The organism is Salicibibacter kimchii, assembly GCF_003336365.1.
GTDB classification, from domain to species: domain Bacteria; phylum Bacillota; class Bacilli; order Bacillales; family Marinococcaceae; genus Salicibibacter; species Salicibibacter kimchii.
In genome coordinates this window covers 2664553-2683999 of the sequence record NZ_CP031092.1, presented here as the reverse complement: position 1 = coordinate 2683999, position 19447 = coordinate 2664553, and the positions used below count along the sequence as shown (strand labels likewise).

At 46.7% G+C, this 19447-nt stretch carries 27 protein-coding genes and 2 pseudogenes; 14 read left to right on the top strand and 15 right to left on the bottom strand.

The genetic code is table 11. The annotated features are described in order from the left end of the window. Nucleotides 1–27 precede the first annotated feature (27 nt). Complete coding sequence (locus DT065_RS13680; RefSeq protein ID WP_114374326.1) at nt 28–558, bottom strand: hypothetical protein; 531 nt, start codon at nt 556–558, stop codon at nt 28–30. A gap of 222 nt (nt 559–780) precedes the next feature. On the opposite strand from DT065_RS13680, the gene DT065_RS19385 reads away from it, so the two are divergent. Next, nucleotides 781–1041, top strand: a complete 261-nt coding sequence (locus tag DT065_RS19385; RefSeq protein ID WP_227002610.1) for a hypothetical protein — start codon at nt 781–783, stop codon at nt 1039–1041. On the opposite strand, the gene DT065_RS19380 is transcribed toward DT065_RS19385, so the two are convergent. Next, nucleotides 1033–1509, bottom strand: coding sequence for an aspartate/glutamate racemase family protein (locus tag DT065_RS19380; RefSeq protein ID WP_227002609.1), 477 nt, complete (start codon nt 1507–1509; stop codon nt 1033–1035). The two genes, DT065_RS19385 and DT065_RS19380, sit on opposite strands and share 9 nt — an antisense overlap. 97 nt (nt 1510–1606) lie before the next feature. Here DT065_RS19380 and DT065_RS13670 point away from each other — a divergent pair, with 97 nt between their 5' ends. From DT065_RS13670 to modB, 3 genes are read left to right on the top strand one after another with little or no spacing between them, the layout of a single operon-like run. Then, complete coding sequence (locus tag DT065_RS13670; RefSeq protein WP_114374324.1) at nt 1607–1834, top strand: group-specific protein; 228 nt, start codon at nt 1607–1609, stop codon at nt 1832–1834. Then, nucleotides 1809–2615: a molybdate ABC transporter substrate-binding protein gene (modA, locus tag DT065_RS13665; RefSeq protein ID WP_114374322.1), complete on the top strand. Its 807-nt coding sequence runs from the start codon at nt 1809–1811 to the stop codon at nt 2613–2615. The genes DT065_RS13670 and modA overlap by 26 nt, the downstream gene beginning before the upstream one ends. Continuing rightward, complete coding sequence (gene modB / locus DT065_RS13660; RefSeq protein WP_114374320.1) at nt 2612–3262, top strand: molybdate ABC transporter permease subunit; 651 nt, start codon at nt 2612–2614, stop codon at nt 3260–3262. Before modA ends, modB begins: the two co-directional genes overlap by 4 nt. Here modB and DT065_RS13655 read toward each other — a convergent pair. From DT065_RS13655 to moaA, 9 genes are all read right to left on the bottom strand, one after another. Then, nucleotides 3221–3622 carry a YbaN family protein gene (locus tag DT065_RS13655; RefSeq protein WP_114374319.1) on the bottom strand — a complete coding sequence of 134 codons (402 nt, stop codon included), beginning with the start codon at nt 3620–3622 and terminating at the stop codon, nt 3221–3223. The two genes, modB and DT065_RS13655, sit on opposite strands and share 42 nt — an antisense overlap. Before the next feature lie 12 nt (nt 3623–3634). After that, the gene (locus DT065_RS13650; RefSeq protein WP_114374318.1) at nt 3635–4087 is read right to left on the bottom strand and encodes a DUF2269 family protein; all 453 of its coding nucleotides are present in this window, start codon (nt 4085–4087) and stop codon (nt 3635–3637) included. A gap of 288 nt (nt 4088–4375) precedes the next feature. Next, entirely contained in the window at nt 4376–4870 is a 495-nt protein-coding gene (locus DT065_RS13645; RefSeq protein WP_114374316.1) for a PTS sugar transporter subunit IIA, read from the bottom strand. 7 nt (nt 4871–4877) lie between these two features. Then, nucleotides 4878–5111 carry a molybdopterin converting factor subunit 1 gene (gene moaD, locus DT065_RS13640; RefSeq protein ID WP_114374314.1) on the bottom strand — a complete coding sequence of 78 codons (234 nt, stop codon included), beginning with the start codon at nt 5109–5111 and terminating at the stop codon, nt 4878–4880. Next, complete coding sequence (locus DT065_RS13635; protein WP_114374312.1) at nt 5108–5563, bottom strand: molybdenum cofactor biosynthesis protein MoaE; 456 nt, start codon at nt 5561–5563, stop codon at nt 5108–5110. The genes moaD and DT065_RS13635 overlap by 4 nt, the downstream gene beginning before the upstream one ends. Then, the gene (mobB, locus tag DT065_RS13630) at nt 5544–6074 is read right to left on the bottom strand and encodes a molybdopterin-guanine dinucleotide biosynthesis protein B (RefSeq protein ID WP_114374310.1); all 531 of its coding nucleotides are present in this window, start codon (nt 6072–6074) and stop codon (nt 5544–5546) included. The genes DT065_RS13635 and mobB overlap by 20 nt, the downstream gene beginning before the upstream one ends. Beyond that, nucleotides 6041–7324, bottom strand: a complete 1284-nt coding sequence (locus tag DT065_RS13625; RefSeq protein ID WP_114374308.1) for a molybdopterin molybdotransferase MoeA — start codon at nt 7322–7324, stop codon at nt 6041–6043. The genes mobB and DT065_RS13625 overlap by 34 nt, the downstream gene beginning before the upstream one ends. Nucleotides 7325–7345: 21 nt before the next feature. Continuing rightward, nucleotides 7346–8359, bottom strand: coding sequence for a ThiF family adenylyltransferase (locus DT065_RS13620; RefSeq protein ID WP_114374306.1), 1014 nt, complete (start codon nt 8357–8359; stop codon nt 7346–7348). A gap of 4 nt (nt 8360–8363) precedes the next feature. After that, complete coding sequence (gene moaA / locus DT065_RS13615) at nt 8364–9377, bottom strand: GTP 3',8-cyclase MoaA (RefSeq protein ID WP_114374304.1); 1014 nt, start codon at nt 9375–9377, stop codon at nt 8364–8366. A gap of 92 nt (nt 9378–9469) precedes the next feature. Here moaA and DT065_RS13610 point away from each other — a divergent pair, with 92 nt between their 5' ends. Genes DT065_RS13610 through moaC form a run of 3 tightly spaced genes read left to right on the top strand, consistent with a single transcriptional unit; the run spans nt 9470 to nt 11024 of the window. Further along, nucleotides 9470–9961 carry a MogA/MoaB family molybdenum cofactor biosynthesis protein gene (locus DT065_RS13610; RefSeq protein WP_114374302.1) on the top strand — a complete coding sequence of 164 codons (492 nt, stop codon included), beginning with the start codon at nt 9470–9472 and terminating at the stop codon, nt 9959–9961. Beyond that, on the top strand, nt 9958–10536 hold the full coding sequence (gene mobA, locus DT065_RS13605) for a molybdenum cofactor guanylyltransferase (RefSeq protein WP_114374300.1): 579 nt from the start codon (nt 9958–9960) through the stop codon (nt 10534–10536). The genes DT065_RS13610 and mobA overlap by 4 nt, the downstream gene beginning before the upstream one ends. Continuing rightward, nucleotides 10533–11024: a cyclic pyranopterin monophosphate synthase MoaC gene (moaC, locus tag DT065_RS13600; protein ID WP_114374298.1), complete on the top strand. Its 492-nt coding sequence runs from the start codon at nt 10533–10535 to the stop codon at nt 11022–11024. The genes mobA and moaC overlap by 4 nt, the downstream gene beginning before the upstream one ends. A gap of 316 nt (nt 11025–11340) precedes the next feature. Here the strand turns inward: moaC and DT065_RS13595 are convergent, their stop codons facing one another. The 3 genes from DT065_RS13595 to DT065_RS13585 form a co-directional block, all read right to left on the bottom strand. After that, the gene (locus DT065_RS13595; protein WP_160112560.1) at nt 11341–11814 is read right to left on the bottom strand and encodes an Rpn/YhgA-type helix-turn-helix domain-containing protein; all 474 of its coding nucleotides are present in this window, start codon (nt 11812–11814) and stop codon (nt 11341–11343) included. 109 nt (nt 11815–11923) lie between these two features. Then, the gene (locus tag DT065_RS13590) at nt 11924–12202 is read right to left on the bottom strand and encodes a hypothetical protein (RefSeq protein ID WP_114374294.1); all 279 of its coding nucleotides are present in this window, start codon (nt 12200–12202) and stop codon (nt 11924–11926) included. Continuing rightward, a complete protein-coding gene (locus DT065_RS13585) occupies nt 12192–12893 on the bottom strand; it encodes a universal stress protein (RefSeq protein WP_114374292.1) in 702 nt (233 codons plus the stop codon). The genes DT065_RS13590 and DT065_RS13585 overlap by 11 nt, the downstream gene beginning before the upstream one ends. Before the next feature lie 149 nt (nt 12894–13042). Here DT065_RS13585 and DT065_RS13580 point away from each other — a divergent pair, with 149 nt between their 5' ends. The 7 genes and pseudogenes from DT065_RS13580 to DT065_RS13550 all read left to right on the top strand — a co-directional run bounded on the left by DT065_RS13580 (nt 13043) and on the right by DT065_RS13550 (nt 18537). Then, nucleotides 13043–13921, top strand: coding sequence for a universal stress protein (locus DT065_RS13580; protein WP_114374290.1), 879 nt, complete (start codon nt 13043–13045; stop codon nt 13919–13921). A gap of 110 nt (nt 13922–14031) precedes the next feature. Beyond that, on the top strand, nt 14032–15156 hold the full coding sequence (locus DT065_RS13575; protein WP_114374288.1) for a zinc-dependent alcohol dehydrogenase family protein: 1125 nt from the start codon (nt 14032–14034) through the stop codon (nt 15154–15156). A gap of 141 nt (nt 15157–15297) precedes the next feature. Beyond that, nucleotides 15298–15571 (top strand): annotated as a pseudogene (gene tnpA, locus DT065_RS13570) (IS200/IS605 family transposase); the annotation flags it as partial. 80 nt (nt 15572–15651) lie between these two features. Beyond that, nucleotides 15652–16230, top strand: a pseudogene (locus DT065_RS13565) (RNA-guided endonuclease InsQ/TnpB family protein); the annotation flags it as partial. 156 nt (nt 16231–16386) lie between these two features. Then, entirely contained in the window at nt 16387–16794 is a 408-nt protein-coding gene (locus DT065_RS13560) for an acyl-CoA thioesterase (RefSeq protein WP_114374286.1), read from the top strand. 181 nt (nt 16795–16975) lie between these two features. After that, nucleotides 16976–18310: an MATE family efflux transporter gene (locus tag DT065_RS13555; RefSeq protein WP_114374284.1), complete on the top strand. Its 1335-nt coding sequence runs from the start codon at nt 16976–16978 to the stop codon at nt 18308–18310. 47 nt (nt 18311–18357) lie between these two features. Further along, the gene (locus DT065_RS13550) at nt 18358–18537 is read left to right on the top strand and encodes a small acid-soluble spore protein H (protein ID WP_114374282.1); all 180 of its coding nucleotides are present in this window, start codon (nt 18358–18360) and stop codon (nt 18535–18537) included. A gap of 37 nt (nt 18538–18574) precedes the next feature. Here DT065_RS13550 and DT065_RS13545 read toward each other — a convergent pair whose 3' ends face one another. Next, a complete protein-coding gene (locus DT065_RS13545; protein WP_114376316.1) occupies nt 18575–19255 on the bottom strand; it encodes a universal stress protein in 681 nt (226 codons plus the stop codon). Nucleotides 19256–19447 lie beyond the last annotated feature (192 nt).

The window sequence follows — 19447 nt, the reverse complement described above, 5'->3', positions numbered from 1 at the left end:
CGGCGCTATACGGACCACTCGAAAAGGTTATTGAAAGCTTTGGCTTCCTTGAGACCCTTGAGCTGATTGTGAGGCTTGAGCGCCTTGCTGTTGTTGTGAACCTTGCTGAGGCTGTTGGCTTTGTTGACTCTGCTGGCCTTGAGCATTCTGCATTTGATTCATCATATTTTGCTGTTGTTGCTGTTGTTGCGATTGTTGGCTGATTTGGTCAAGTTGTTGTTCGGCTTGTTTCAGCGCCTGATTCACCTGACTTAAAGCTTGATTGGACTGCACGGTTTGCAAACCCTGGCTGAGAATGTCCACCGCTTGCTGCATGGACTGCTGAAGCTGCTGATCCGCTTGCTGACTCTGTTGTGTTGTTTGGTCACTGAACTGCTGCAGTTGTTGCAGTAATGAGTTCAACTGCTGCTGTCCTCCCGATGATTGCTGCCCGGACGATTGCTGACTATTTTGCTGCTGTTGCTGTTGCATTTGTTGAAGCTGTTGTTTTAACTCACTTACTTCTGCAGCAACGGCATGGTCGTTAGCTTCTACTTCAGGACGAATAACTTCGCTCATGGGAACGCCTCCAGCTTTTTTATTTAAAGAGATCATAAACATGATCCTCACTTTCGTTATTTTGGCTGGAGACACCCGATTTATTCACTCCAGTACTTGCCTTTACATTTGTATTATTTTTGCGAAAAAATAAATAAGAACACTTGTTTTGTTATGTGCTATATGGTATTATTAATCGTAAGATATCGCCATTCATAAATGAATCAAGGATGTGGTAAAATAATGACAAGCGCGATGCCCGTAATTGTTCAAGAAGAGTCCGCCCCGTATTTGGACCATGACGGCCTTTGGAAAAAAGTGATCACCGATCTGTTTGAACCGTTCATCGTCTTTATTCAGAATCATCGGCAGTTCCGTGCACCCCAAAATCAAACCGTCAAGATTTTCTTCTGTGATCATACGATTAATGATTTTCAGGAACGCATCCTTCGTGTCCTGTTTTACGATGCCGTTTTCCAATTCATCTACGATTCTTTAGTGTAGAAATGCCTGTTCGTCTTCAGTCGGGACAACGATATTCTTTTCGCTTGCCAAAAAAGGTTGTTTGAAAAAATCATGTTCCATCGTGAATTTTGTGCCAAGCAATCCTACATTTTTCAACCCCCGCTCATCCGCCTTGTCATAAGTCGCTTCCACGATGCTGACCATCGGCACGTTGACCTTCTCGCGCACCTCGTCAAAAACGATATGTGGCGTATTGGCCGCGATGACCACAAAGTCAGCGCCAATCTCCTCCAATTTTTGCGCCGCACCACCGACATAATTGACTAAGTCATCCATTTGATTTTCGCTGATGTAATGGAAAATGTTATACATATTAATACTGTTAATAAAAAGTTCCGGCAACTCTTGCTTGCTGTTCACTTTGTCTTGATACTTATGAATGAAAGACTGATAATAATCGACCGTGGACTCCGGCCCAAGGCCGCCAACAATGCCTGCACGTTTCATCGTACCCTCTCCTTTATCTTCATTTTAACATACGCTGAAATCTTTTCATCCATTGCCATATGTGGGATAATGGGACACAGAAAGGAGTGTCACCATCATGGCGTCTTCTTGCCCAATTGATCACACACCGGAACAGGTCAAAGAGAAATTGGAAAGCCAACATTCTTTTTTGCCGGAAAACATTTATGATAAAGCCGCTGGCCTGTTAGCGCAGGAACAGCCTCAGGAAACGTTAAACGAGCTCTTTCATTTGTTGAAAAAATACGACCTTGTAGAAACCCGGGAGCGAAAAGAACGAAATGAACAAATTCTTGCCCTCGCCTAGAAGCCTTCGCCGCCCGAAGGCTTCTCTTTACATATTCATAATGGTTTTCTTAACCGCTTGTTCCTCGACGCAGGACGACGATACCATCGAAATACATGTGGCGGCGGCCAGCAGCATGCAAGATGCGCTTCGTGATTTGGAAAAAGAAATCGAAAACGACACGGAAAACATCGACGTCGTCTTTCAATTTGGCGGATCGGGATCATTGCAACGGCAAATAGAGCAAGGCGCACCCTTCGATATTTTCTTATCGGCGTCGGAAGCGGATTTCAACGCGTTAGTCGAAGCGAACAAAATCAAAGCGGACCAATCGGAATATTTGCTGACGAATGATCTCGCGTTAATCCAACCCGCTCATACGGAAACACCCATCAGCGCTGTCGAAGATCTGCAGAAAAACAACATTGATACCATCGCCATTGGCACCTCCGAAAGCGTACCTGCAGGGGCATTCGCAAAAGAAACATTGGAAAACATGCACGTGTGGGGGGAATTAGAAGATAAAATCGTCCAAGCGAGGAGCGTGCGGCAAGTCCTTACTTATAATGAAGAAAACAGTGTGGACGCGGGTTTTGTTTTCGTAACGGATGCCGTTTCTTCTGATCAAGTCGAAATAGTGGAAAATGTTGATCCGAGCCTACACACCGACATTTTATATTCCATCGGGATTGTCCGGGATATGGAGCATACGGAGGAAGCTTTAGAGGTCTACGATTATCTCGTCAGTGATGAAGCCAAAGACGTCTACGAATCATATGGATACGGGGGGCTGGAGGAATGAGTGACTTTTGGAGTCCGGTCCTGATTTCAATCCAGACTGCCTTCACCGCGCTCGTCATTATCTTTTTGCTCGGCACACTTCTCGGCCGCTGGATGTTTCGCGCGCGTTTCCCGGGCAAAACGGCTATGGAGACGCTGTTTATGCTCCCTACCGTTCTGCCGCCAACCGTCATCGGATTTCTACTTATTATTATCTTTGGTGCGAACGGATGGGCTGGACAAATCATAGATTTTTTCTTCAGTCAATCTTTGATGTTCACGTGGAGTGCAACTGTGCTCGTTGCTGTCGTTGTCGGCTTTCCATTTATGTATCAAGCCGTCAAGACCGGATTGGGGGCCATCGAGCCTGAAATCGAGGAAGCGGCACGGGTAAGCGGCGCTAATGAGCGGCAAGTCTTTTTTTACATTTCGCTGCCATTGATCTCCCGTTCCCTCGTCACCGGTCTTATTCTCAGCTTTTCCCGGGCGCTCGGCGAATTCGGGGCTACTTTTATGTTCGCCGGCAACATCCCCGGCCGCACACAAACGATGCCGATCGCCATCTTTACAGCCTTGGAAGCAGGCGATACAACACTCGCCTGGGCGTGGGTGATCGCGATTGTGCTTCTATCTTTCAGCCTGCTGTTCGTTGTGCGACGCTTCGCTTAAGTACAGCGTCTTTTGCTTAAGGATATACCATGTGACACAAGCACCGATGATGAATAGAAGGAGTTGAATGCTAACCAAAGGGATGATAAAAAAGATCGTGAACGACAAAGAGACCCACAAAACCACCACTGCCATCACCTTTGCTTTTAACGGGATCCCTTTTCCCTCACGGTAGTTTTTTATATAGGGACCAAAATGTTTATTCGTAATTAACCAATGGTACAATTTGTCTGAACTTCTAACATAGCAAGCCGCCGCTAACAACAGAAATGGCGTCGTCGGTAACAAGGGAAGGATGATCCCTAAAACGCCCAAGCCGACTGAAAGCGACCCACATATTTTTAGAATGATCAATTTCATCGGATCACCCACTTAAAAAGGCTTCAAAATCATAAGTACGATGATGATTAAAAAAATGATGTTTAAGACGCGTTCAAAGAAAAACATCTTTCGGGAAAGGGTGAAATATTCGGACGGGATATCTTCACCCGTATGTTCGTTTAACAACGCTTTAATCGGCTTGGATCGTGGCTTCAACACGAACGGACCAAACGCTAAAGCGACGAGAAACAACACTAAACTCGTGATGTACCACCCTTGCTGAAACAGGGAAGGCTGTAAGGCACCCATCCATACCCCGGTGACCAACAGCAACGTACCGCCAATCATGACAAACATATGCAATCGATGACGCAGCCGATAAGCATGCTTTAATTCCGTCATCGTTTGCGCACCACGGGCCACATAGGTCATGACAAAACCCGGACCCAACCCGGCAATTGCTGAAAATATATGAATAAATACGAGCCAATCGTACAACGTCATGGTAAGCCTCCAATATTCGTTATGACTATTTTACCATATCACGTAATGGCCGAACCAATATTCAAGATAAACTCTTTGTTAACAATTAACAGGGTCTTCAAACTGGTTATGAAACCACTCATTGGGTTTTTCTTGCATTCAGTGGTGCCATGAACGCTCCATGGCACTTCCCATTGGCATTTTCTACTAACATGAGGTGTCATGAGCGGCTCATGACACCTCCTTTTTGAATTTCCTCCCATTACACAGGTCCCATAAAATCCATATCAAAAAAAGACCCCCCCCTCATCAGGAGCCTCTGCGATAAGTGAAAAGCGTTGTTTTGCCCGCTTCGACCTCTGTTTCATCGGACAATGCCATTTGGTCATTATCTTGGCCGTTCGTGATAATAATAGGGCTGATCGTGCTGGCTGCTTTTTCCTTTACTTTTTCCAGATCAAAGGTAACGAGGGGCGTGCCTGGCTTCACTCTCTCATTCTCTTCCACGTGGCCTTCAAACCCATCGCCGTCCATGGACACAGTCTCCAACCCAATATGGATCAAGATTTCTACGCCCCGCTCGGTTTCAATGCCAACCGCGTGCTTCGTCGGAAAAACTTGCACGATGTTCCCTTTGACCGGGGCGACAACTTTCCCGTCTGACGGATCAATGGCAACACCATCGCCCATCATTTTCTCTGAAAACGTCGGATCGGGCACGTCTTCCAGCTTAACGACTTTCCCTGACATTGGCGCGACGGTCGTGTCTTCATCGGATTTACTTTTAAATAATTTTTTAAACATATAATACTTATCCCCCACTTACGGGCGGAATAAACGCAACAGTGTCTCCCTCGTTGATCACTTCGTCATCATTTGCGAATTCTTCGTTCACAGCAGTCATCGTGCGCGAAAGTGAGGATACCGGATACCGGTCTTCCATCCAACGCTTTAATTCTTTGATTGATTTTCCGGCCGCATCCGCTTCGAGACGATCCGTTCCGACTTCTTCCTGAACCCGAGCGAAAAGAAGCACTTGTATCATTGATTTTCCTCCTCATCATAAGATGTCGTTTCCCGTTGATCGCCGATCCATCGCGTGCCGTCTTCCCAAAATTCTTTTTTCCATATCGGAACCATCTCTTTGATTCTCTCCATTATATACGCATTTGCTTCATAGGCAGGTGGCCGATGGGGGGATGAGACAGCGATCACGACCGCGATATCGGAAATGCCGAGCGTGCCTAAACGATGGGTAATGGCAACATTTGTCCCGGGCCACTTTCTTTGCGCTTCTTCGCCGATTTGTGCCATAGTTTTAACCGCCATCGGCTCATAAGCTTGATATTCCAACTTCAATGTTTTTTTACCTGCGGTCATTTCCCGCACCGTGCCGATGAACGTTGCAATCGCCCCGCAATTGCGATCAACGACTTTATCAATCACTTGTTGTACTTCAATAGGTTCCCACGTCAGATTAAACAAATTTGAATCCATGGCTATCCTCCACTTTGTCTACGATCCATTGCAGATAATCACGCGGTTGCTTATCGAGAGAAAAAGAAGGCAGTTGCGCTCGCGGTTTTTCACCCCGGTATAGCACGCAACAAACATTGGTGACATTGGATAAAATTTCATTGTCTTCGCGGCCACGCAGCAAGACGACTTTGGGATAACCCGCATGTTTCCAACCTTCAACGAGAATCACATCCGGGCCAAAGCCCGCCTGGATACGTAATAATTGCCCCAAAGACCATTCGTCGTGAGCCGCGGATAATCGCAAAACACCATCACCTTCGACCGCGGAAGCCATGGCACCCGCTTGGAAAAAACGTTCGCTATCGGTTGAAAGCTCCGGGGATACCGGCGTCCCCCCATGGCCATGATGTTTCAAAGCGGCTACGCTTATCCCGCGAGCGGACAAAACTTCTACCAATTCTTCCATTAATGTCGTTTTGCCGCTATTTTTATAACCTACGACTTGTAAGACGCGACAATGTTTTCCCATGGCCACTCGCTTCCCTTATGATCGTCTAACAAGAAAATATCAACGCTCATTCCCGTTTCATATCCGCGACTGCCTCCCGGTAGGGCGATCAATACATCGGCACCGGCGATGGAGGTGACTGATCCCGATTTATCGAGGCCGCCGGGCTTGGCAACAAAACGTCCATCATCTTCCTCTAATGTTGCCCGCACGAAGCGGGTGAACGGGTTCGGTTTTGGATAATCCTTGCCTAGTGTCGCTTTCGTTCTTTTTAAATGCGGTTTTTCAAAAAAAAGTGAACGGCGCAGAATCGGGCGAACAAATAATTCAAAACCGACAAAACAGGCACTCGGGTTTCCGGAAAGGCCAAAGAACAATTTTCCGTCTATCTCAGCGACCGTAGTGACGCTTCCCGGACGCATCGCCACTTTATTAAACAAAGGGTTCCCGCCGAGGCGTTCAATAATGTCGGGAACATAGTCATAATCTCCGACAGACGCACCACCGGTCGTGATCAGCATATCCACCTCTTGAAGTGCACTCGATACTGCTTCAATACAGGCGTCCAAATCATCCGGAAGTTTTCCTAAAAGTACCGGTTCTCCGCCGGTTCGCTCGACTTGGGCTGCCATCATGTACGCGTTGCTGTTTCGGATTTTTCCCGGTTCCAATGGTTCATGAACTTCCAATAGTTCACTCCCCGTCGCGATAATGCCTACGCGCGGGCGAATCGCCACCGGCACTTCCGCATAACCAAATGTGGCGAGCAGGGCGATAACACCGGGGTCAATCGATGTGCCTTTGGGTACGAGCGGCGTCCCCTTTTTCGTATCCTCACCCTGAAAAGAAATATTGTCGCCGGGAGATAACGCACGCTTGATGGACATCTCGTCACTGTTATGTTCGTCCGCGAGTTCCAGCATTACGACTGCATCACATCCGGCAGGGATTTTAGCGCCTGTCATGATGCGCACCGCTTCCCCTGCCTGCACTGCCCGAGGAAATACCGTTCCCGCACCAATTTCCCCGACGACCTGAAAATGCACGGGCCGATTCCGGTTCGCCCCGGTACTGTCTTCCGCGCGAATGGCGAAGCCGTCATACGGCGAACGGTCAAACGAAGGGACGTCATGATCGCCCACTAGGTCTTCGGCCAAGACACGCCCGTAACTGTTCGCGAGTGGGATCGCTTCTTTTTTTGCTTCATTGCCGACATTCATGACAGCTTGTACCGCTTCAGCAACGGGCATCGGTTTTCGCTTTGCTACCATCGCCCGGAGAACCCCCTTTCTTTATAAGATATATGTTTCGTATAATTCCCGAGCGTGATCAATATTTTTTGTCCCGTGAACAAGCACACGCCCATCTTGAAAAACGGCGAGGCGATGTTCGCCCATCACACATGACAACAAATACGGGTTTCGCTTTGTTTTTCCATAAGCTTGCAGCTTTGTTTCCAAGTTCGTCAAATCAAAGATTCGCTTTCGATCGGGCCGGATTTGTACCGTGTCGCGCCCGCAAAGCACCGCGGTTTTAACATCTTCAGCTGTCGATAAGTACGGGTAAACGGGAGCTTCGCCACATGTCGGGCACCCTTCGCTCTTCACGCGCTTCACGCCTATCCGTTGCTGCTCCCCGCGCCACACGTCGTAAAAAACAAGTCGCTCCTCGGCCGATGAGCGATTACCCGTCAACCACTTCATCGCTTCCACTAGCTGCAAAAGCGCCGTTTGTTGAACGACGGGCGCGATGACGCCGTCACTTTCACAGGTCATAACCGATGACGGGATCGACGCCAATAAACAGTTCAGGCACGGCCCGTCCCACGGCCTCACCATATACGCCATTCCGTAACTTCCGGCAAACGCCCCGAACAGCCACGGGATCTCATGCTTGGCCGCCAAATCGTTCATAATAAACCGAATATCAAAATTATCCGTCCCATCAATCATGAGGTCCACCGACTCAAGCAACGGTTCAAGATTGGACGCGCTCGCGTCCATGATATGTGCCTGCACATCCGTATCCCGATTGATCGCTTGCAAATGGGTTTTCGCCGCCACCGCTTTCGGCAACTGATCCGCAGCGTCGGCTTCCGTATACAATTGTTGACGGTGCAAATTGCTGCTTTCCACGTAGTCACGGTCAATCAACGTGAGCGTACCGATGCCCGCTCTCGTCAGCATTTCGCCATTGGCACTCCCCAACGCGCCCGCCCCGACAATTAGCGCATGGCTGTTTGCCAATCGGTGTTGACCCTCGACCCCCATCGGCTTAAACAATGTTTGTCTGGAATAACGATCCATATGCTTATCCACCTATATAAGACATTTCGATTTTTTTCCGATTCCGTGCCGATTCTTCCGTTCGCAATTCGGAATAACGATCCTCCCGCTTTCCCCAAACCGCGCGAATCCAGTCATGAATCTGGCCATCCGTCGCGCCATCCCTCATGACCGCCCGTAAATCCGAACCACTTTCGGAAAATAAACAAGTGAACAACTTTCCATCTGCGGAAAGACGCGCTCGGGTACACGAACCGCAAAACGTTTCCGTCACCGAAGAAATGAAGCCAACTTCCACATCGGAATCTCGGTATCGATAGCGGGAAGCCACTTCGCCGAAATAATTGCGTTCCAGGGCTTCAAGCGGCGCAATTTGTGACACACGTTCATGAAGTTCTTTTTTCGACACGACTTGGGAAAAATCCCATCCGTTCGTCTGGCCGACATCCATAAATTCGATAAAACGCAGCGTGAGTCCTTTCTCTTTGCAGTAACGCGCCATCGGGATCACTTCCTCGTCATTGACCCCTTTTCGGACGACCATATTGACTTTTACCCCAAGGCCGGCTTCGATGGCAGCATCGATCCCGCGCAAAACGGCATTTGGACTCGTCTTGCGTCCGCTCATTTCCTGGAATACATCGGTATGAAGCGCATCCAAGCTGACATTCACACGTTCAAGTCCCGCTTCATACAACGGTTTCGCCTGTTTAGGCAACATCACCGCGTTCGTCGTTAGCGCAATATCTTCGATGCCTTCAATTGTGCGGAGCGAGGCGATCAGCTCCGGAACATCTTTACGAAGCAACGGCTCCCCGCCGGTAAGCCTTATTTTTTTCACCCCAAGCGCGGCAAATTGCTCCGCCGCCCGGGTAATTTCTTCAAAGGAAAGAAGGGATTCTTCCGGCAAAAACACATAATCGTCGCCAAAGATTTCCTTCGGCATGCAATACGTACAACGAAAATTACAACGATCCATAATCGAAATTCGCAAATCTTGAAGGGGACGCGACAACTGGTCATGAACATCTGCAGTCATCAGGTGCCTCCTTTCTTGGTGTCCACGTACGAACCTGTTAAAATAATGATAGTATACCAAGTCTAACATAGTCGGCGGGAGGATAAAAAAGAATGCATCACGGACACGACGCTTCTTCGGTTCACGTTGGGATATTGACAATGTCGGATACGCGCACGAAGGATGAAGACAAGAGTGGCATGTTGATTCGCTCTCTTTTGGAAGAAGGTGGCCATGAAGTGAACGAATATGAAGTAATTCCGGATGACGGGGCTACCATTAATTCCATGCTTCATGAATGGACGACTCTGGCCTCACTTGATGCCATCATCACGAACGGCGGGACCGGGATTAGCGCCAAAGACGTTACTTACGAAATAGTCAACGGGATGATCGATAAAGAAATCGAAGGATTCGGGGAGTTGTTTCGGATGAAAAGCTATGAGGAAATCGGGGCGAAAGCGATGCTCAGCCGCGCACTCGCGGGCACGATCGGCCAATCCGTTTTATTTGCACTCCCCGGCTCTTCCAATGCAGTTCGGCTCGCCATGACTGATTTGATTTTGCCGGCGCTCCCTCATATCGTTGGAGAGTTGCGCAAATGAACGTTGCTGGTCTTTTGCTCGCGGGCGGACGATCGTCCAGGTATAGGAAACAAAAGCTTTTTGAACCCTATCATGGCAACCCCCTTTATCAACAAAGCATTGCCGCGATGCAAGACGCCGGGATCTCCTCGATCTACATCGTGACCAACCAGGAACTCGCACCCGCCTTTGAATCGCACGCAGCATCAATCATTATTGAAGAACAGCCCCACGGAGGCCCGTTGCACGCGTTACATACAGCTATGGAAAAATTATCTTCCGATCGCTTAGATTGGATGCAAATTTTGCCCGGGGATGTCCCTTATGTCTACGGAGGCACTGTATCGTCTATCTTACAAACGGCAAAAGAACACACAACCGCCGACATTGTTTTGCCAACGACCGACGGGCGAAGCCAACCGCTACATGCCGCTTATCACATGCGTTGTTTGCCGGCATTAAGAGAACTGGTGAAAAAAGAAAGCAGCATGAAAGCCTTGTATGATAACGCTCAGACCCGTCAATTACCTTTTCCAGGCGATCACCCGGCTTTTATTAATATCAACCGTCCTGAAGATTGGAGGCATGCACCGTGAGCGAGTTTTCCCATTATAATAAAGAAGGCCGCGCGAAAATGGTCGACATCTCCCAAAAACAAGATTCGACCCGAACCGCGACGGCCGAAAGCCGTATTTTGCTCACCGAAGCATTATACCGAGCAATTCAAAACGAAGATCTTAAAAAAGGAGACCCCTTACAAGCCGCACAAATCGCCGGGGTCATGGGGGCAAAAAAAACACCGGATTGGATCCCCATGTGCCACCCGATCCCACTCCAAGGAACTGATTTATCCTTTGCGTATGAAGAAGCCGATGATGGATACGAGCTGATCATCCGCGCCACCATTACGGTAAAAAGCAATACCGGCGTCGAAATGGAAGCGTTAACTGCCGTGACCGCGGCTGCACTCACCTTTTATGACATGTGTAAAGCTGTCGACAAATCGATGATTATTAAGGAAACCTTGCTCGTTGAAAAAACCGGTGGGAAGAGTGGGGATTTTCATCATCCGCGGCGAAGCTAATGGCGTGTTTCAGAAATTCTTTCAAAAAACCGGTCCACGATCTTCGAAAAAAGATCCTGAAAAATTCATTCGATCTATAATCGGTACTATAGCTTAACGCATGAAGGGCTCAAGCTGATCAAAAACTTCCGCAAGGAACGGCATGGGAAGCGTCCGGACTCTAGAAAACATCAGAGACTTGACTCGGGACAGAGCATCTGTTCATTCGACTTCTTTTTGAAATGTTACACTAAGTGGTGTTCTTAGCTCTTGTGTCCGGGTCGTATTCTAATTTTTGCATTGTCTATATCACCCCATCTATACGAGTGCGGGTTAATCAGTCTCTATCTTTTTCTAGCTTCTTAATGGTTTCAACGGAGAAACCTGTTATTTTGGATATATAATCTGTAGACATTCCTTCATCCAGTAATGTCTTGGCAATCTTTTCTCTGGCTAATTCACTACCTTCTGCCTTTCCTTTTTCTAGCCCTTCTTCTTTACCCTTTTCAAATCCCTCTTGCATCCACTTTTTATCCCATTCAAATTCCCGCACGACTTCGTTTATCTTCTTTTGTGTGTCCGGGTCGTATTCCAGTTTTTGCATCATTTGAACCACCTCCGCAAATATTTTAGGGTTTGCGTACACAATCGTATGAAACATAAGTTTGTACAAATTATTCTTGCTATCTTGAAAATAATCCATCAGTACATGTTGCAACTGTTCTCTTTCCTTTAGCTGATCGGTCAACAGCGTTAGGTCCTCGTTTTCCTCGTTAGGGAGCTCATCTTGGATAAGAAGTTGGATGGGCACATCCATCCCTTCAATATAGTGTACCCCTTCAAGTTCTGAATAGACATGTTTCTCCCCTGTAGATACTGCAAGAGTTTCACCGGTTTATACAAACGAACCAAAGTTAGCGTCATCTCGCGGATATCGATCGTGTCTGTGCCTTTGTCGCCCGTGTTTTTATACAGATAAACATAAGCCATTCCTTTGTAGAAATCATCGATCGATAGGTAATCTTTTGGGGGTTTGTATTCAATGATGTTATAGTGACGAAAGATTCTGCCAATTTTTTATCAAGCGGTGCTTCTCTTTCTTTCAAAAAGAGAGCTTCGCGAAAAGCCCTATCCGAGGAGAACATGTAGATGTCCAGGGTTAAGTCTTCAAAACGGTTCTCGGCGACCTCAAGCTTCATTCCTCACCGTGAGAATATCGGAAGGCGCGTGATGTATGGAAGCATGGGCTACACTGCCGGTGAAGAACCGTTGCACTGCGCCCCGCCCGGTCGCCGCAGTAACGAGCAAGTCGATATCGTTTTGATCGGTTAGCGTTCGCGGGATTTCCAACCGTGGGTTGCCGTAATGGAGAATGGTCTCAACATCCTTTACCCCTTGCTCCGCTGCCTGTCGTTTGTATTTTTCCAGCAGTTCCTTTTGTTCAATGTCTTTATCGGATTCTTTGAGTCGCTGCATCACTAGCACATCATAGGTATAGATCCCTCCTTGGACTTCAACGACATGCGCGATTTTAAGCGTCGCTTCATATGTTTTTGCCATTTCAATCGCTTTGGCCAATGCATGCTCTGCTTGGTCGGAACCGTCGACGGCGACAAGAATGTTTCGATACAGCTTCGCATCCGTCTCATCTTTAACGGTGAGAACATCGCTGGATGCCCGGCGCACGCTAGCTTCCGTTACGCTCCCCACAATCATCCGTTCGACCGCATTCAAACCGCTTCCGCCAACGACTAATACATCCACGTTATAGTCATCAACTAATTTTTGCGGGATTTCAACACGAGGATTCCCCGAAATGAGCACGTTTTCCAATAGTAGTATATTAACGGAGATGACAAAATTCGAGATCAACGCACTGACAAGTGACAATTATATATCGATATTTTCCCAGGTGGCATAGATTAAAAGAAACAGGGTATAGAGTAATAGATAAAATTTTTGTGAAAATAAAAGAGGAAATTCAGGCAAATGTGAATGGGGTAAAATGATGCAAAACCTAGCACAAGGAGGCCAACCTTATGTACAAGCACATTCTTGTTGCCGTTGACGGCTCCGAACCGTCCGATCAAGCATTAATGAAAGCGATTGACTTGGCGAAGACCTACAATGCCGCTCTTTTGATTAACCATGTAATTGATGCACGAAGTTTTCCCGTTATGGCAGGTCCTCATCAGCAAGAACTGTGGGGCCAATACAATAAGACCGCGGAGGAGCTGCTGGAAAAGTCAAAAAGGAAAGCGGAAGCTGCCGGTTTGGAACAAGTTCTAACGGTTTTAAGGAATGGGAACCCCCGGTTTGAAATTCCCGAGGAAATGACAAAAGAATATGACGTTGACTTATTGATCGTTGGAGAAAGCGGGAGAAACGCAGCAGAACGAATGATCATCGGGAGTATAACGGAAGCATGCATGCGCCGCTCTCCAACTGATGTCCTCACGGTGAAAAACGAAACAAGCGCCACGCTCTACCGAAACATCCTCGTAGCAGTTGACGGATCCGAGCAATCAGAGCAAGCGCTGGCAACAGCCGTAAAGTTGGCAAACATTCATGAGGCAACGCTGACCATCGCCCATGTATCGGAATGGGGAACCTTTGCGAAGGATATCGCTTTCTATCAACAAACCTACGCGGCCGAGGTTCAAAAAGATTCGGAGAATATGCTAAAAAAATATAAAGAACAAGCAGAAGATCAAGGAATGACGAACGTTCAAACCATCCTGCGCTCCGGAAATCCGCGTCTGGAAATTCCACGCGTCCTTACCGTTGAGAATGACATAGACCTTTTGATTACAGCAGAAACCGGGCAACACGCCGTGTCGCGATTTTTCACCGGAAGCGTAGCCGAATCGTCGGTACGCCGCTCCCCTTGTGATGTGATCACAGTGAAAAAAGAATAGGAAGGCTGGACGGATCGCATTTCTAGCGCTTGTCCGAGGTTAACCATCCGCTTCGGACATTTTTTATTTGCCATGCCACAGCCTGAGACAGAGAGGAGAAAGACGATTTTATGAAAATCAAATCAGCCGTACTGCGAGAATCAGGAGCTCCATCTCCTTATGAACAAAGCTGTCCCCTAAACATTGAAACGTTGGAATTAGACCCACCTCAACAAGGGGAAGTCTTAATTCAAATCAAAGCAGCAAGTCTTTGCCATTCTGATTTATCGGTCATTAATGGTTCAAGGACCCGGCCCTTGCCAATGGCATTGGGCCATGAAGCATCCGGAGTTGTGGTGGAAGCAGGGGAAGGCGTCAATGATCTCGAACCCGGTGACCACGTTGCATGTGTGTTCATCCCGAGCTGCGGACGGTGCCTCCCTTGCAAAGAAGGACGTCCCGCTTTATGCGAGAACGGAGCAAAATCGAATAACGAAGGGACGTTGCTGAATGGAGGGAAAAGGCTTCATGCCGAAGGGAAACTGATTCATCACCATTTAGGCGTATCAGCATTTTCAGAATACGCGGTTGTCGCTGAACAATCATTGGTCAAAGTAGATAAAGACATTCCGTTTGAACAAGCTGCCCTGTTCGGCTGCGCAGTGATCACGGGTGTTGGTGCAGTGGTGAATACTGCGGGGATAAACATGGGGGAAACAACAGCCATTGTAGGACTTGGCGGGGTTGGACTAAGCGCGCTTATCGGTGCAAGGGCGTCCGGAGCCGGAAAAGTCGTGGCCCTAGACATTAACGATAAGAAATTGGCTTTGGCACGGGAACTGGGAGCCACGGAAACATTCAATTCCGCAGAGGAAGGGGTCATCGACCAAATTCGGAAAACAACCGGCGGCGGTCTCGATTATGTATTCGAAACAGCCGGAGCCGTGCCGGCCATGGAAGTTGCTTACGGAATTACAAAACGCGGAGGGACAACCGTTACGACAGGACTGCCGGATCCGAACCATCACTTTTCTTTCCCCTATGTCAGTTTAACGGCAGAAGAAAAGACCTTGAAAGGATCGTATGTCGGCAGTTGTATTCCGGACAGAGACATTCCGAGGTTTATCGACTTATTTAAACAGGAACGTCTGCAAGTCCATCAATTAGTGACAGAAACCATCTCGCTCGAGGACATTAATCAAGGATTTGATAAACTGGCCACAGGAGATGCGTCCCGGATTATCGTTACATTTTAACGCCTTTCCGAAAGAAATCTCCCTCTTCAAGCGTTAGCTAAGGGGAGATTTCTTTCGGTTGGGCTTTAGTCCGAACGTATTTTCGTCGTTTTTTCAAATATGCTATAATCGACCTTAGAAAGAGTAAGGATTGATATAACAATGAAATTTGACAGTAACAACCATTCAGTGTTCTTGATGTATGATCACCTTGTACTCGTCGTGAAATATCGAAGAAAGGTTATCGATGGATAAATTCGTGTCGCTGGGTGAGCGTTATAATATTGCATTGGTTGAGTGGGATCATGATAGTGACCATATACACATTCTTTTCAAAGCACAGCCTAATAGCGAATTGTCCAAATTTATCAACGCTTAAAAAAGCGCAAGTTCAAGGCTTATTAAAAAGAAATTTCCTTATGTTCGGAAAAAATTATAGAAAGAAATGTTTTGGTCAAGAAGTTTTTGTTGCCTAACCACTGGTGGAAAAAGAGGTTAAGCATAAGGATAAGGATAAGGACCATTGAAGATGTTGTAGGTTTAGATTTTGCGATGAATGGGCTATTCGTCGATAGTGAAACAGGTAAGAAAGCCAATTACCCGCGTTTCTATCGGCAAATGCTTGAGAAATTAGCGTCTGAACAGCGTAAACTTTCACGAAAAAAAAGGTTCTTCAAATTGGAACAAACAACGTGTGAACGTCTCGAAGATACAAGAAAAAGTCGCTAATCAACGCAAAAATTTCTCCATCATCAATCCAAGGCATTGGCCGTATCTTTTGATGCGGTGATTATTGAGGACTTGGATATGAAAGGGATGTCACAAGCCATCAATTTCGGTAACAGCGTGTCTGACAACGGATGGGGGATGTTCACTTCTTTTTTGCGTTACAAACTAAAAGAGCAAGGGAAGCAACTTATCAAAATAAATAAATGGTTTCCGTCTACGAAGACTTGCTCAAGTTGTGGCTCGATGAGAGAAATGTCGTTATCAGAACGCACGTACCAATGCGATTGCGGCCTAAATCTCAACAGAGATTATAATGCCGCGCTAAATATCAAAAAAGATGGGTTGCGCTTATTAGCAACCACTTAATATAAATATAAACTCTTGGAACAAGAGGGTTGGCTTGGTATACTTTGTCAGCTATCAAAAGGAGCAATTACCCAAGAATCCCCCATTTCAAAACACGCGAGTGTTTAAGTGGTGGGTAGTTCACCAGCTGACTTTTCGCACAAATGGAGGGTAGATATGTACAGAAAAATAATAGAGCCGAGAGTTTCTGAAACAGACGGTGTCGGCCATATTAATAACACCACTTTACCTGTCTGGTTGGAAGCAGCACGAAATCCTATTTTTAAATTGTTCACACCGGATGATTCGTTTGAAAAGTGGCGAATGATTATCCTCCATGTCTCGATTGATTATAGGAGCCAGATATACTTCGGTACAGATGTTGAAATATACACATGGGTGAAGCGAATCGGGACATCGAGCCTGGAATTATATGAAGAGATTCACCAAAACGGTACCCTTTGCACGAAAGGAACAGCGATTTATGTGAACTATAACCAGGAGGAAAAGAAATCAGAGCCTATTCCAACATGGATCAGAGAACAATTGGAAGAACATTTATATCGTAGCGAAGAGGAGCAGTAATTTTCAAAAATGATCCGTTTGCATTTTGTATATGGCTTTGCCTGAGGGTTCTTTTCATCGCTTCGGTCCAAGGGACAAGGGATCGCACGTTAGCATCCAATCCTCTCCCGCCTCATTCCATCCATCACCATTCGATGCTACACTGTTGTAGATACAATTCATGAACTGGAGCCCTTTATCAATGACATCCGTAGCTTCGAATCCTTTAGATATACAACCCGTTCGGAAAGTACTCTTTCGTTACCTATTCCCGTCCATGGTCGGAATGATGTTAATGGCGGTGAATTACGTCGTGGATGCGGTCATGGTCGGCAACAAGTTGGGCGCACTGTCGCTCGCCGGGATTAATCTCGCGAGCCCGGTGTACACCCTTTTCGTCGGAATATCAATCTGGATCGGTGTCGGCGGCGCGACCCTTTATTCACAACGGATGGGCGCCGGCGAACGAGAACGGGCACGTCAGATTTTCACCCATTCTGTCATTTTAATTATTGCTCTAACCGTTATCGTCTGTATATCATCGCTGATTTTCAACGAACCACTCGTTTTTGCCCTTGGTGCCAATGCGGAAACCGCCCCCTATGCATCCGCATACTTAAACGTCTTTTTAGTGTTTGGCCTTATTTTAACGTTGGAGAACGCTTGCAGTATTTTCGTCCGTAATGACGGAAGCCCGACACTCGCCATGGCCGCCTTGATTACAACAGCTGTTTCCAATTTTGTCATGAATTTCATTATGCTGTATATCCTGGGCTGGGGACTGCGGGAAATCGCCTTCGGGACCATGATAGCGGCAGGCTTAGGGTTACTCGTTCTCAGCCTTCATTTTTTTCAAAAGAAAAACAACCTCAAACTCGTGAAGTTTCGGTTCGAGAAAGCGTTGTTCTTCATCACGATTGCACTCGGGTTCCCGAGTTTTCTCGTGGAACTAGGCATCTCCATTTTCACCATCGCGCACAATGTTGCGTTTTCATGGCTGCTCGGAACCGATGGAGTAGCTGCCTTTTCCGTCATTAACTACGTGCACACGATGATGCTGCTCATGTTTCTCGGTTTAGGACAGGGCGTGCAACCGGTGATCAGTTATTTTCATGGCGCAAATGCTACAGAGAAAAAAAGAAAGGCGTTGCGCTTAAGTCTCATGACAGGAACAGCGGTCGGATTTATTTTCATGATTCTCGGCCAGACGGGTGCAAATATCATCGTTCAAGTGTTCGGAAATTTACCGGGAGAAGTCGCGGAACTCGCGACAACCGGGATTCGACTCTTTTTTCTCTCGTACCTTTTCTTAGGGTTGAATTTTGTTGCCATGACATACTTTCAATCCATTGGACACGTCAAAAAAGCGGTGCTTATCACCGCCGGACGGGGCATTGTATTTATGTTGCTTTTTCTTTACACGTTTCCTTTCCTATTTGACAGCGCAAACGCGGCCTGGTTCGCCGTTCCACTTGCGGAAGTTACGGTCGCCGCCCTGCTTGTCATCTATTATTTCAGAACCAAAAACGCAGCATAAGGTTCCAAAGGTGACACATACTAAGCGGGAAAAGGAGGCATGAAAGCTTGGACGAACAACGAGCGCAGGAAATTGCACACTCCCCGGATATGAAACATGTCACGTATGAAGGTACCCCCATCTACATTCAACACGTCGATGAGAATAACGGCATGGCGCGGATTTTTCCTCTCGATCAGCCGGAAGAAGAGAAAAGTGTATCGGTAAATAGCTTGATGGAACATTAGAGAAGCGTTCACGGCTTATCTTTTTTATTCCTTTGCACTACATAGGGTTACCATCGTCCTCCTCATCGATATCGAGAAGCGAATGGACTTTTCTTTTTTCGACCCGCACTTCCATTGTTTTCTCATCTTCCGATAGAAAAGCAAATATCCCATTCTCAAAATCGGTATGGCTATGTTTCAAAAAAACACCTTCAAATTTAACTTCATTATTTTCCTCAAATTGCAGGTTATAAGACCCGTCTGTGTTTTCTACAAGGTATGCTTTTGTTCCTAGTTCATATATCCATTCCTCTTCAGCAGAGGAACGCTCACTTGGCACAATATGCAGGTCTGCAGATGGCACTTGTCTTAACAAAACATCAATAATGGAACGCCCCAACACAGTGGTCCATACATTTTCCACCTTTTGGCCTAATATGATTTGGGAGGCGTTTTCTCTATTCGCTGTTTTGATGATGGTTTTTGTTATATCGATCGCTTTTGCTTTTTTTACAATGATTTTTGCATCGTATGCTTTTGCCAGTTCCTCAAATATGGAGATATCGATTTCTTTATGGTACACATATTCATCATCTGGAAGCGAATCGAAAATCAGGATGATTAACTCGGCACCTAACTTGTTGGCAAGATGGCCCCCTCTTCTAATGAGCCTTCTTCCGGTTTGGCCATAATCAACGCACACTAAAACACGTTCTTGAACAGGATTATTTAGACTCATACGCTTTTCACTCGCTTTCATGAACATTAATGGTATTTCTTAGTATAACATAAAATAGGTCAGATTTAATGTCGAAAGCCATGCCATGTGGGGATACGTCGAGACATCATCTACCTCCATTATTACATGTTTGGCAGCCATTATATTCTACATTCAAATTCAATGTTGTTGAGTCTATACGGATGCTATGAC